Raw genomic sequence first — 12,445 nt, forward strand, 5'->3', positions numbered from 1 at the left:
ATTTGGCTGGGAATGGTTGTTCCCTTGGGAAAAACCACGCTAATAGTGTCGACACCGCCAACCAGTGCTCCCACGCTGCTGGTGGAAAAGCCAATGGTATATTTACCGTCGGCCCAGGCAAGGTCCGGATCCACTGTTACCGTGGGCTGACTGATGCTGCCGGTGATAACGGTGTACGAGTGGGAAGTAACTGGAGTGGGATCTGCAGTGGTATTGGCTTTGAGGGTATAAGATCCCGCTGTCGGGTTTTTGATCCCAGCCGATGACTCAATTACCACTGTAACCGGCTTCGAACCGCCCACGTTAACCTGGGACGGCAAGTAAAACGTAATGGCAGAGCCGGACTTACTCACCGTTCCAATATTCACCGTCGCCCCGTTTACTTTAATGCTGCCGGCAGGAATCGAAGCCGGCAGGTAGGTCCCACTGGGGAAAGTTAAGGTGATCTGATCTTGGCCTCCCTGTAAGCTGCCGCTGGGCCCGGTGGTAAAGGTTATGGTATAACGAGCCGCCTGGCCGGCAACAGCCGGGCTGATGGTAACGCTGGGTTGACTTACGTTGCTGACCGGTTTGCCCAGCACGTTACAACGCAGCCATAACACAGGATCGTCCTTGGAGCCAGATGTGCGTACGCCGATGTCATACGTGCCGGCTGTGTCCGGATTGCCGATCTTGGCTCCGATCAAGAAGATAATTGTTACCTTCTCCCCGCCGGCTAGATCCTGCGGTACCGACACTTCGATCTCGCCGTCGTTCTTGTCAACAGTAACTGCCTTGGCTTGCTCGCCGTTCACAAAGACGTGGCTAGTACTGATTGTGGTAGGCAACGTAAACCGGTTGTCAATTATGACTGTTATGCTATCTCCCTTTTGCTCCGACAGATTCTCTCCCGGTCCCAACTGAAAACTCACTGTCATATCTACCGCCGCTCCGACCTGGTTAGGACTGAGCACCACCGAACCTGGCGCAACCGCCCCGAAGGCACCGGTACCAAGCACCAGGACCAAAATAAGACTCAGGGACGCAGCTTGAAAGAACCTCTTCGTTGGCACCACAAACCCCTCCTTAAAAGTTAGGTTGGTTCAGACTGTAAACTACTTGTTCCAACTCTCTTACCCTAGCTCCCCAACCCCACTCACGGCCGGATTGCTGGAGGGCTTAGCCCTCCAGGTAACACCTGAAGAATCCGGCAACCTTGTCTAATGTATTAGACGCGGCAACTTCGCATTGGTTCCACAAGTTACTAACAAACATTGCTTCATCAATGCTATGTCTTCAGAGCTAGCCGACAACATCAACAAAATCGGCCTAGAGTATTTCTTTCTGTATATTTACCACGGCAAAGCGGCCGTCTTTCTCCAGGAAATCCAGAATATGGTCTAATTGCCGATCCACATGGTTGGTGGCATTGGCCACACAGGCGATCCCGAGAACGGCCCAGCGGTGGTCTTCCTGCCGCGCAACTTCCGCCACCGACACATTAAACCGCTGCCTGATCCGGTCCACCACACTCCGCACCACTTGTCTTTTCTCTTTTAACGAAAACACGGCGCCTAAATGAATCTCTACGGTAAGCGTCCCCACAATCATTTGCGTCTGTCCTCCTCGGCCTCGCTTCGCTGTTCCTGGCACAATTGGGATTAGCCTAACTACACCCAGCGGTCGCTGGTAAAACGAGTAAAAAGCCCCGCTCAAGGCGGGGAAGCCCCGTTAAACGCGGGGAAGCCCCGTTAAACGCGGGGAAGCAGTTGTCGTTTCTTTGTTAAGCAAACAAAATTAGCCCTATAAACACCAGATCCTCGGCAGCAGCGGTGTTAACTATACCGTGATACTCCCCGTCTCGGGTCAAAACCATGTCCCCGGCCTTTACTGCCACTTCGGTTCCATTGTCATTTACTATGCCCTGCCCGCTAAGTATATAATATGCCTCCGAATCCCCCACATGCTGATGGTAACCTACCGAAGCCCCGGGTGGAAGGGTTATTCTAGCAAACACCCGGCCTTTGTCATTGAACTCGTTCTGGCTGCTTTCCAGAATATGAGTCATTTCCACCTGCCCTTGGCCGCCGCGTAAATTCGTGCCTATTTCCGACCTCATGTCCTCAGCTCGTCTTAGCATCGGCCATCCCCCATTTCGTTTCTGATACTAATTGAATTCCACCTCGAGGGGCCAAAACCTTCCGCCCAACTAGAGGATTTGGCCGAAACTCAGTTCCTTTTCTCCGCTGATCAATAGCCCTTTGAATTGCAGCCCGTACCTTCTTGTACTCAATTTCCTGCCAGAATTTTAGGATCGGTATAAACCTGGCGTTGCCGGTCTGCTTTATTGTTCAACCTCTCAACAAGGCCCTGGGGGATGTGAATAAAAAGGGTCGGGACCTTCAATCGGAACTGAGGCAGCCCAGAAGAAAAGCTATCCATACCCCAGGATCTTATTGGGTGGCTTGTACTGGCAACAAGCTAAAATAAAATTTGGGCACCGTTTGGGCACCGTTTGGGCACCGAAACGCATCTTCAGCATCATATCGGGCCAAAGCAAAAACCCCGCAAACCGTTGCGGGGTCTAGCTTTTCTGCTGGAGCCGATGAAGGGATTTGAACCCCCGACCGGTGCATTACGAATGCACTGCTCTACCCCTGAGCTACATCGGCTTTTATTTAGGTTAAAACCGAAAGCACGCCCGTGACGCGCTGTCTATATTATACTTGCTTCCGCCTTGATGCGCAAGAGCTCGGGATCACTCACTTCATTCACATAATATCCATAAGTGTCTATTCAGGGGTAACAAGTGCCCCTTCACACCGTGCCATAAAAACTCTTCTTCGTTGTCACTTTGCTCCTTCAAAATGACGGGTAATCTGTTCATTTGCCGTGCTACGGGCAGCGCTGCATTGCTCACAGAATCGCACACTTGTGGGCTGGGACAGAGCCCGGCCTTACACCATGGTTTTGCCTTTTATGTTCAGGACAGAGCCCAGGCGTGAATGGAGAGGCCGATCCCTTAGAATAATACGATATCTAGTGTCACCAAGTTGTAGGTTTTGTTAAATGCACATAATTGCCGATAAGTATAGCAAGGATAAAAATGGGTGATGAAATTATGTATCTTAACTTTGTTCCTATCCTTCCGTCCCCTGAGCTTATGCCTCCTGATAGCGAACTGCCTCTGCAGCCCGGTCAAGTGCTACCGGCCAGGCTAATGGCTGCCGGCGACGGCACAGCTACTCTGCACCTGGCCGGACGCACATATTCTGCTAGTGGAGCATTGCCTTCAGAGACTGGCCTTTTCTGGGTTCAGGTGCAAAAAGTGGAGCCGGACAGAATCCAAGTAAAGCTCTTGCCCACCAAGTTTGAACCGGACTTGGATGCCAAGTTGCTGCTTGAAGCACTTGGCCTTAAGCCCAACGACGAGGGTGAAACAGCGGTGCAACAGCTGCTGCGCTGGCGTCTGCCGCTAAGTCAGAAGTTGGTGCAGGAATTTGTCAACGCGGCCCAAGCTGTGCCGGCAAAAGAACGGCCTGCATTCTGGGCCAGCCGTGCTTTCTTGCACAGCCTGGCCTTGAAAGATCACCCGGAGAAAGTTGAGGCTGCCCTCAAATATCTCTTGCGCCGTCCGGATGCAACCCCGAAAGGACAAGAGGTTATAAACCGCACCTGGCCGCTGTATCCGGATCAAGAAGCAGTGCGGATCTTAACCTTTCTAGCCGGACAAAGTGAAGGAGAAGTCTTTGTTATCTACCGCTACCAGGGTCAAAAAAGCCGGTCCCCAGATAACTGGCCCCGGTCACTGGTAATACGCCTTTTAACCGCTGCCTGGGGCCAAGTGTGGATCCTGCTCTTCATCCAGGGCCGAAACCTGGCAGCTAGGATCTTAGCCGAAGATAGTTCTTTCCTGCGCCTGGCCCAGGCTGCCCAGCCGGCACTCAAAAACCGTTTTCACACCATGGGCTGGGAACTGGCAGCCCTTACCACCGCCGAGAAAAAGATTACCAGCATCGCCGAGCTGATCAAGCCGCCCGGACCGGAAAATTACCAGCCCCTGGATGCACTGGTCTAAATCCACCAACCCAGTAGGCCAGTATTGCGGACAGAAACAACCTGGCCTTATGCGTGTCCCCTGTCTGGTTCGGCTATAGGTCCGGCTTAAGTGATTGTCCTTAAGCGAAGCTCTGCGACCGCCATTAAAAGAATGAGACGTAGCGAGGGAAAAAGCGGTATCCCAACACCGCTTGATGCTGGTTCAACCGCTGCTGTCAGTAGGGGGAGGTGTCCTGCAATGAGAAAAGAACGCCCTGTGGCCGCTGCCTTAGCTTACGATCCGGATAAAGACCAGGCGCCCCGGGTAGTGGCCAGCGGCAAAGGCCTCATAGCCGACCGAATTTTGGAGCGGGCCGAGGAAGCCGGCGTACCCATCTACAAAAACGCCCCCCTGGCCTTGACACTGGCCGGGCTAGGACTAGAAGAAGAGATCCCAACTGAGCTCTACCACTTGGTAGCCGAAGTGATCGCTTGGGTTTATCAATTGGAGAATAAACACGGGCCGGGACAGAGCCCGGCCACAGAAAGAGTATGATTGCAAGGCCCATCATCAAAGCGGAGCTTAGCCCTCATTCAAAAGAGCGAGGCGAGCGAGGGAAAACCGCCGATGCATTGTCCCCATCTTGTAGATGGGCAAGTCGAGCCCCAAGGGGCGAGTTCAGAGGCGGCCCGAGTAAGCCAGCTCGGTGGTTCTGGCGGGCGCCGCGAAGCGTGAGGATGGGCCAGCAAGCTTGGTGTGTGGTGTGTCCACAACCCCATCCCCTTGACCCTCCCCTACCGCTGACGTGTGCGGCGTCTAGTAATACCGCTCTTGGCTGAGGAACAGAACCATGCCTTGGGCCGCCTGGGCTCTGGTAAGAGGAGCCGCCGGTCGGAAATCATCCTGCCGGTCGGGATCCAGGTCCTGCCCTAGATACAAGGCCACGTGGCCCGGATATTTGATGCCGGCCGCGTCCTTGGCCGGTACATTCCAAATGCCTTCCAAAGCAGCCACCCGATCCTGATCCAAAGCCCGCACCGTCCACACTGCAGCCTGCTCACGGGTAATAGCAGCCACAGGATTAATCTTGTCTTCGTCCTTTAAGATGCCACGGCGGCGGGCCTGGTCTTCGTACTGTTTGTACCACGGACCGTCTGCAACCTCGCCCCGCGGCTGGTAGCCCGTGCTGCGAAGGAGCATCACTAAGTACGCCGGCTGGGTGATATTGTCGTCAGGATGAAACAGTCCATCAGGAGCGCCTTGGACAATGTCTTTGGACACCAGCAATGCCACCGCATCGGCAGCGGGGTGACCCTCCAGGTCAGTAAAGATTGCTTTGTCCCGATCAGGTACCGGATTACCTTCATAGTCCAAGAAAGCTCCGGTTTGAGCGTCTATCATCTGACCGGGGATATGACGGGACTGAACATGGTAGAATAGGCCGACCTTGGTCTTCTCTTCGTCGGAACTGCCCGGTTCTACTCGGGGTACAGGTAGGTACTCTATAACCAGCGGAGCCCGGTCAAATACTGCCTGGTTAGCAGATTCCTGCTCCAAGATACCATCGGCAGCAGGAAATTCAGGTTCGGACCAGGCCAGGTTGTATGAAGTTATTTCCCCTGTTTCTGCACTTATCTCTACCCGGAAGCCTTGCTGCGGAAACGGGATATCGTCAACATAGCGGACCCAATTAAAGGAGTACGAGCGTTGTTCCTGTTCGCGTAAAGGAATGAAATCGGACCGCTCCGTCTCCTCCGGCTTGCACTCGGCAAAACGTTCTGGTTGATATTTGGTAATAAAATCAGCCGCTATCTGTTGGAGCTGATCTTTGTTGTATTTAATCGGAGGCTTCTTACCGCCGTCCTCGGACCAGCGATAATAATAATACTGAAGCACATCCCCGGTACGGGCGTCCACACTGGCACTTATGCTCTCGCCGCCCTTATCCTTGGCGGTTATATTCCAGGAGAAAGACCACTGACGCTGCAGGGGATATTCCCAACTTTTGCTTAAGCGAGCATGTTCCAGCTTCATTTGGCTGGAAATCTTAAACATAGCCTTCACCTTGGTGATGGCTTGTTCTTGGGTAAGCAGGCCAGCTATGTCTTCAACCTCCGCTTGCTCGGCCGGGGACAGTTCGTCCGCTGCCGCTGTCCGCTCAGCATTCTTGGCCATACCACCCATTCCATCGATCCCATACCAATAGTCGTGCAGTTTCACTTCGCCGGTCTTAGCATCCACTACATAGGCGGTGGTCCGACCAAGGTCGTATACCAGCTTTATGGGCCGTTCCTTGTTGTCCTCAGGACGGGGCCGAAAATAGATGAGACGTGGAGCCCCCTTGGTCAAAAATGCTTCTTCCGCTTCTTCGGGGCTGATTAGTTTATCCGGCTGTGGAAAATCAATATCTGTATCCCAATTGAAACGGTATGACGTTACTTCGAAGGTATTGGCATCCACTTCCACACTGATACCATTGTTATTATAAGGATAGCCGTTTACTATCCGCTGGAACTGAAAGTTGTGGCTGGAAACAGGGCCGCCCCAAAACCGCTCGTCGTCTGGGAACTCAACCAAACGCGTTTCGGCAAACCGAGGTTGAATGTTGGCTGCCAGCTCCCGTGCTAACTTTTCTGCCTCGGCCCGACTGTATTTGGGTAAGGCTGCCTTAGGAGTTTTATCATCTTGCCAACTATACATGTTTAAGATGTCACCGCTATTGGCATCCACAGCTACAGTAAGACTACCACGGATAGCGCTACCGGAAGGAGCATTCCAGTCAAGATTCCAGCGCGGTTTGTCACTGTAGGCGCTATAGCTGGATTCGAATTCGGTCAGTGCCTCCGGTACAGGAAAAGCCGCCTTGGCGATCTTCACCGCCTGCTCCAGATTAATCTTCGGTGCCGGGGCAGCCAGCGCCGGTAAAGAAGCCGTAACTATTAACAACACGGCCAACAGTAAACTTAAGCGTTTTCGCATTTCTCTTCCCCCTTGATTATTGAAAGTCAGGATCAGGAATTCACCTCCTGATTTTTTCCTTCTATAGTACATAGACGAGTGTTCTGGCAAAAAGTTCCCAAAAAACCCGACCTGCATTAGGTCGGGGAAAAAGCGTATTTAGCCGGCTCTGTTTCATAAAGATCGCGTCCTCTGCTATCGATGAGAACCATTGTGGCTAGATCTTCAACGTAAAAGCGATGAATAGCTTCCGCGCCTAAGTCGGCGTAGGCAACTACGTCGACTCTTTTGATGGCCTGAGCCACCAGTGCTGCCGTGCCGCCCACCAGGCCCAGGTAAACGACGCCAAACTCCTTCATGGCAGCGATCACCTCCGGTGACCGCCGTCCTTTGCCGATCATCACCTTGAGCCCCTGCTCCAAGAGTGCCGGTGTGTACGGATCCATGCGCCCACTGGTGGTGGGTCCGGCTGAACCTGAAACCTGTCCCGGCTGGGCCGGGGTGGGGCCCACATAGTAGATTACCTGTCCCTGAAGGTCAAAAGGGAGCGGTTTACCGGCCCTCAGAGTCTCAATCAGCCGCTTATGAGCCGCGTCGCGAGCGGTATATATTGGTCCGGTTATGGTAACTACATCCCCGGCTTTAAGGCGCCGCACCTCTTCTGCGGTAACCGGCGGTTGCAACCGGTGTTTATCCATATTAGCTCACCTCCGGTTAGAGAACTGCTTCCTGCCGCCGGCAAGCATGGCAGACAATGTTTACCGCCACCGGCAGCCCGGCAATATGGGTGGGGTACCATTCAATGTTTACCGCCAGGGCAGTGGTGGAACCACCCAGCCCGGCCGGTCCGATTCCGGTTTCGTTAATTTCAGCCAAGAGTTCCTGTTCTAAATCAGCATACCGCCGGTCTAAGTTACGGCTACCCACAGGCCTTAAAGTAGCCCGCTTGGCCAACTCGGCCACTTTATCCATGGTACCGCCAATGCCGATACCCACTATGATCGGGGGACAGGGATTGGGGCCGGCTTGGCGCACCGTATCGAGAACAAACTGTTTGACTCCGTCCACCCCCGCCGCCGGAGTGAGCAGCTTGAGCGCACTCATATTCTCGCTGCCGAACCCTTTGGGTGTCACCAGAAAGCGCAAGTTCTCTCCCGGCACTATGCGCACATGAATCACCGCCGGGGTATTGTCTTTTGTATTAGTGCGGGCAAAGAGCGGGTCGGACACCACTGATTTACGCAAGTAACCCTCGGTGTACGCCTGGCGCACCCCTTCTTCCACCGCCTGTTCAAAGCTGCCACCCACTACATGGACATCTTGACCGTAATCCACAAAGACCACGGCCATCCCTGTATCCTGACAAATAGGCATTTTCTTGGCCGCCGCCAAGCGGTCGTTTTCGATTATCTGATCCAGCACCATCTGGCCAAACTGGGACAGTTCTGTCTCTTGCTGCTGCTTTAGCGCTGCTAAAATATCTGAGGGGATAAAGTAATTGGCCGAAACAAATAGATCTCGAACCACCTTAGTGATAGACGCCGCCTGGATTTCGCGCATGGTCATTCCCCTCTTTCTCAGTCTGTGTTCTTCTAACATACTACACGCAGCTACCCTTGGCAACAGATAAACTGACCCCCGTCCCTGACACTAGCCTTAGACCCGTCCGGCCCGGCCAGTCCGCAAACCAGCCTGAAGCTGATGATAAAGGCCTGGCACCATCTAAGTGATGCCAGGCCTTGTTCCGGTTCTCGCTTCTTGAAGTCCCGGTCAATAACCTTGTTTATTGGCCGTCGATCTTGTTTTCCACGGCTGCCAACACATCGTTAGCTAAGCAGCGGGCCGTTTGCGCTATCTGATCTATGTGCTCAGCCAGATCAGATTTAGCCGCTTGATCTTTAATCGAGCCCAGGTTGATCTTTACATTCAGGGCTGCTCCTTCCACCGCCGCCTGCGCCAGCAGTGCCGCCACGCCGGCATCACTTACGGCAGACGGATTCCCCTTTTCGGCTGCTATTTGAGACAGCTCCAGCACTCTCAAAGCTGTCTCCGCTGTTTTTAGCGGCACCTGGGCGGCATGGATCATGGTGGCTTGAATCCGGGCTTGACGATGCTCTTTCTCGGCAGCTGTCTCCCGGGGTAGCTTGAAAGCCGCCATTACCTGTTGAAAAGCCAAAGTATCTTCTTCCATAAGCTCGGCCAGTTGCCGGCGCACAACAGCGGCAGCTTGGATTAACTGAGACATGTATTCTTCGTCAGCGGCAAACTTTTCTTTCCCCTGAGTAAGGTTAGCCACCATGTTAACCAGCGCAGCTGCCAGCGCTCCAGTTAGGGCGGAAGCACTGCCGCCGCCGGGAGCCGGAGCAGCGGAAGCCAGCTGCTTCAGGAAATCATTCACCGTTAAATTAAGCATTTGCTAATCTCCTTTGTGGTCATGGTATGCCTAGGAACGGACCGACACAGGGGTCGGTCCCTACACCAAGCCTAGTTCCCCCTGTCAGGCCATCGGGATACTGATGGTTGCCGGACCCATCCTCAACGCGTAGCTTTAGCCCCAATTAAAAGAGCGAGGCGAACTAGGGAAAACCGCCGATGCATGTCTGAGCCCGTTAGGGCGAGTTCAGAGGCGGCCCGAGTGAGCCAAGCTCGGTCGTTCTGGCGGGCGCCGCGGAGCGTGAGGATGGGCCCGGCAACCGCCAAGACCTGTCGTCTTAACATATACCCAAAGCGGGCCGACACAGGGGTCGGTCCCTACTATTCCCACAGCCTGGTCTCGATGATCTGTTCCAGCTGAAAGTCCTCCAAGCGCAGGTAAAAGGCGGCGGCATCCACCAAGGCCTGCATAGGCGTGAGCCCGATAATCTCACTGCCCACTATGTTTGCCCCGTGGCGGGCCGCTTCGTTTTTGATCGTCTCAAAGACTCGGTGCAAAGGTGTGGTTCTGTAATTGCACATGTTGATAGTCACTTGGGCCAGATTGCGCTCTTCGATCATGATCCCCAGCGCCTTTACATTCTTATAGCCGCCGCTAGATTCGCGGATGGCTTTGGCGATGCTCTTGGCAATGGTTACGTCAGCAGTATCAAGATTAACGTTAAAAGCAATGAGAAACTCCCTGGCGCCCACGGCAGTGGCACCGGCGGTAGGATGAGTCTCATGGGGGCCAAAATCCGGCCAGCGCTCTGGGGTCTTGATAGCTTCTTTTAGCCCTTCATATTGGCCAGCTCGAATCTGGGGCAGCGTTGTTAAGTGGGGCCCGGTAGAAGCCTGTTCGTATAAATAAACCGGGATCCCCAATTTCTCCGCTATTTCTTGCCCTAAATCTCGGGCTAAATCCACACACTCGGCCATGGTAGCTTCAGCCAGTGGGGTAAAGGGAATTACGTCAGTAGCCCCAATGCGGGGATGTTCCCCCTGGTGCTTATTCATATCAATTAACTCAGCCGCCTTAGCACAGGCTTTAAAAGCCGCCTGCTTGGCCGCCTCCGGTTCACCCACAAAGGTGACCACGGTACGATTGTGGCTGGCATCAGGCAAAGCATCCAGCAGCCGCACTCCAGTCGTCTGACGGATCTCAGCTAAAATGGCCTCGATTACCTCTGGCCGCCGTCCCTCACTGAAATTAGGTACACATTCAACTAAACGTGCCATGTATGTTCGCTCCTCGCTTCTTAATCAAACATTATTTACTGGAAACGGATATGGGACAAATAATGGAAATGAAAAGCGATCCATTGGATCGATCCTTCGCTATCGCTACCTCCGCTTCGCTCCCCACGCTTCGCTCTGGGCAGGCTGGACAGGCAGGATGAAATTTAAAGGTCCTTCACGATCGCCTACGATGACAAAAAAGGCTTTTCAACAACCCTATTTGCCCCCGGGGCTATTACAGCTCAAGACAGGTTCCAATTTTTTTGGGATAGTGAACACTTGGCCCTTTTTCACTACAGTCTTGACAAGGTTTGTGCCGAAACGGTACATGATGAAATCTAGATCAGGGGCATCCCACAGCACCACGTCAGCCTGTTTGCCGGGCTCAAGGGTGCCGATCGAGTCCGCTCTGTTAATGGCAGCAGCAGCATTGAGGGTCACAGCCGTGAGGACTTCCTCCGGTGTCAGTTTATACTTCATGCAGGCCAGGTTCATAATGAGCTGCAACGACTCTGTGGGGCAAGAGCCAGGGTTAAAATCGGTGGCTAAGGCCACTGGGACTCCAGCCGCAATCATATCCCGAGCCCGGGCAAATTTAGCCCCTAAATTAAGAGATGTAGCCGGTAGCAGCACGGCGATCGTCCCGCTTTGACTCATATCTTCAATGCCCTGATCGGTAGCATGGATAAGGTGCTCAGCTGAAATAGCCCCCACCTGAGCCGCCATGCTAGCGCCGCCTAAGGCAGTTAGTTCTTCGGCATGGGCCTTGGGCGTTAAGCCGTACTTCTGACCGCACTCTAGGATTTCCCGGGACTGCTCCAGGTCAAAAACCCCTTGTTCGCAAAACACGTCGTTGAACTCAGCCAGCTTTAGCCTGGCCACCTCCGGTATCATTTCTTCATTGACCACGCGCACGTAGTCAGCCACCTTGTCTTTGTACTCCGGCGGTACAGCATGGGCCCCCATAAAGGTGGGTACCAGGTCTACCGGGTGCTTCTTGTTCAGTTCTTGGATCACCTGAAGGGATTTGATTTCGCTGGGCAAATCCAGGCCGTATCCGCTCTTGACTTCGCAGGTGGTGGTGCCATGGGCTACCATCCGGTCCAGGGATGTTAGGGCCAAAGCTTCCAGCTCCTGGTGGCTGGCGGCTCTGGTATTTCTTACTGTGTCCAGGATGCCCCCGCCCATTTGCAGTATATCCAGGTAGCTCATACCTTTTAGTTTGAGTGCTAATTCTTTTTGTCTCCAGCCGGCAAACACTAGATGGGTATGGGGATCCACCAGCCCCGGCGTGACTAGGGAGCCTTGGGCATCCAGCACATGGTAATTGGCTGTATCGTCCTTGGCCAAATCCTGATTGGAGCCGATTTCGGCAATGACGCCGTCCTTAATCTTAATATAGGCATCTTCAAGTAGCCGGACTTTTCCTTGGTCCTGGCCCTGGGAGGCGCTTGTGCCTTCAGGGGTTGCTAACAGACCGATATTCGTAATTAGGATGGCCTGCTGAGACTGCTGCATAGCTTCACCTCTCTTTAGCATCTGTCATCTAACATTATCGCAGTGCCTTGTCCACCAGTTGATCCACCAGCTCGTCGTCAGCTATAAAAGGAAGCGTAATATGCCCCCGCCCCACGTACCTCCGATTGAACTCAGCTACGGTCTCGATGGAATTGGGATTTCTGGCCCAGGATCTTCGGGCCACTCCACCCATTACGTCCCACAGCAGGGCCGACTTGATAATATCATCCACCCGTTGGCTGCCGTCCAGCACCAGGCCGAAACCGCCATTGATGGCTTTCCCGATCCCGACGCCGCCAC

12 protein-coding genes, 1 tRNA gene and 1 pseudogene are annotated in these 12,445 nt (G+C 53.7%); 2 read left to right on the forward strand and 12 right to left on the reverse strand.

Features of this window, described 5'->3' with window-relative positions; genetic code table 11:
* From GX016_03555 to GX016_03575, 5 genes and pseudogenes are all read right to left on the reverse strand, one after another.
* On the reverse strand, window positions 1–1,052 hold a 1,052-nt coding region (locus GX016_03555), incomplete at its 3' end, for a hypothetical protein (protein HHT70642.1).
* 256 nt (window positions 1,053–1,308) lie between these two features.
* Complete coding sequence (locus tag GX016_03560; GenBank protein ID HHT70643.1) at window positions 1,309–1,590, reverse strand: DUF503 domain-containing protein; 282 nt, start codon at window positions 1,588–1,590, stop codon at window positions 1,309–1,311.
* 172 nt (window positions 1,591–1,762) lie between these two features.
* Window positions 1,763–2,119: a cupin domain-containing protein gene (locus tag GX016_03565; protein HHT70644.1), complete on the reverse strand. Its 357-nt coding sequence runs from the start codon at window positions 2,117–2,119 to the stop codon at window positions 1,763–1,765.
* 85 nt (window positions 2,120–2,204) lie between these two features.
* Window positions 2,205–2,327, reverse strand: a pseudogene (locus GX016_03570) (RQC domain protein).
* 249 nt (window positions 2,328–2,576) lie between these two features.
* Window positions 2,577–2,651 (reverse strand) — tRNA-Thr (locus tag GX016_03575).
* 434 nt (window positions 2,652–3,085) lie between these two features.
* Between GX016_03575 and GX016_03580 the strand changes: the two genes are divergently transcribed.
* Together GX016_03580 and GX016_03585 are read left to right on the forward strand one after the other, a co-directional pair.
* On the forward strand, window positions 3,086–4,057 hold the full coding sequence (locus tag GX016_03580) for a flagellar hook-length control protein FliK (GenBank protein ID HHT70645.1): 972 nt from the start codon (window positions 3,086–3,088) through the stop codon (window positions 4,055–4,057).
* Window positions 4,058–4,276: 219 nt separating this feature from the next.
* Window positions 4,277–4,573 carry a flagellar protein FhlB-like cytoplasmic domain-containing protein gene (locus tag GX016_03585; protein ID HHT70646.1) on the forward strand — a complete coding sequence of 99 codons (297 nt, stop codon included), beginning with the start codon at window positions 4,277–4,279 and terminating at the stop codon, window positions 4,571–4,573.
* A gap of 261 nt (window positions 4,574–4,834) precedes the next feature.
* On the opposite strand, the gene GX016_03590 is transcribed toward GX016_03585, so the two are convergent.
* The 7 genes from GX016_03590 to GX016_03620 form a co-directional block, all read right to left on the reverse strand.
* Entirely contained in the window at window positions 4,835–6,997 is a 2,163-nt protein-coding gene (locus tag GX016_03590) for a hypothetical protein (protein ID HHT70647.1), read from the reverse strand.
* Between the two features lie 116 nt (window positions 6,998–7,113).
* On the reverse strand, window positions 7,114–7,674 hold the full coding sequence (locus tag GX016_03595) for a Fe-S-containing hydro-lyase (protein HHT70648.1): 561 nt from the start codon (window positions 7,672–7,674) through the stop codon (window positions 7,114–7,116).
* Between the two features lie 16 nt (window positions 7,675–7,690).
* Window positions 7,691–8,536, reverse strand: coding sequence for a fumarate hydratase (locus GX016_03600; GenBank protein HHT70649.1), 846 nt, complete (start codon window positions 8,534–8,536; stop codon window positions 7,691–7,693).
* A gap of 223 nt (window positions 8,537–8,759) precedes the next feature.
* A complete protein-coding gene (locus GX016_03605) occupies window positions 8,760–9,389 on the reverse strand; it encodes a cyclodeaminase/cyclohydrolase family protein (protein ID HHT70650.1) in 630 nt (209 codons plus the stop codon).
* 341 nt (window positions 9,390–9,730) lie between these two features.
* Window positions 9,731–10,627 carry a glutamate formimidoyltransferase gene (gene ftcD, locus GX016_03610; protein HHT70651.1) on the reverse strand — a complete coding sequence of 299 codons (897 nt, stop codon included), beginning with the start codon at window positions 10,625–10,627 and terminating at the stop codon, window positions 9,731–9,733.
* A gap of 216 nt (window positions 10,628–10,843) precedes the next feature.
* Window positions 10,844–12,145, reverse strand: a complete 1,302-nt coding sequence (locus GX016_03615; protein ID HHT70652.1) for an imidazolonepropionase — start codon at window positions 12,143–12,145, stop codon at window positions 10,844–10,846.
* Between the two features lie 34 nt (window positions 12,146–12,179).
* A partial coding sequence (locus GX016_03620) for a urocanate hydratase (GenBank protein ID HHT70653.1) occupies window positions 12,180–12,445 on the reverse strand: 266 nt, incomplete at its 5' end.

The sequence above is a fragment of the Bacillota bacterium genome (assembly GCA_012837285.1).
Lineage (GTDB): Bacteria > Bacillota > DTU030 > DUMP01 > DUMP01 > DUNI01.

Coding starts and splice junctions, on each gene's coding strand:
- GX016_03560 (HHT70643.1), bottom strand. CDS start 1,590: ATGATTGTGGGGACGCTTACCGTAGAGATTCATTTAGGCGCCGTGTTT.
- GX016_03565 (HHT70644.1), bottom strand. CDS start 2,119: ATGCTAAGACGAGCTGAGGACATGAGGTCGGAAATAGGCACGAATTTA.
- GX016_03580 (HHT70645.1), top strand. CDS start 3,086: ATGGGTGATGAAATTATGTATCTTAACTTTGTTCCTATCCTTCCGTCC.
- GX016_03585 (HHT70646.1), top strand. CDS start 4,277: ATGAGAAAAGAACGCCCTGTGGCCGCTGCCTTAGCTTACGATCCGGAT.
- GX016_03590 (HHT70647.1), bottom strand. CDS start 6,997: ATGCGAAAACGCTTAAGTTTACTGTTGGCCGTGTTGTTAATAGTTACG.
- GX016_03595 (HHT70648.1), bottom strand. CDS start 7,674: ATGGATAAACACCGGTTGCAACCGCCGGTTACCGCAGAAGAGGTGCGG.
- GX016_03600 (HHT70649.1), bottom strand. CDS start 8,536: ATGCGCGAAATCCAGGCGGCGTCTATCACTAAGGTGGTTCGAGATCTA.
- GX016_03605 (HHT70650.1), bottom strand. CDS start 9,389: ATGCTTAATTTAACGGTGAATGATTTCCTGAAGCAGCTGGCTTCCGCT.
- ftcD (HHT70651.1), bottom strand. CDS start 10,627: ATGGCACGTTTAGTTGAATGTGTACCTAATTTCAGTGAGGGACGGCGG.
- GX016_03615 (HHT70652.1), bottom strand. CDS start 12,145: ATGCAGCAGTCTCAGCAGGCCATCCTAATTACGAATATCGGTCTGTTA.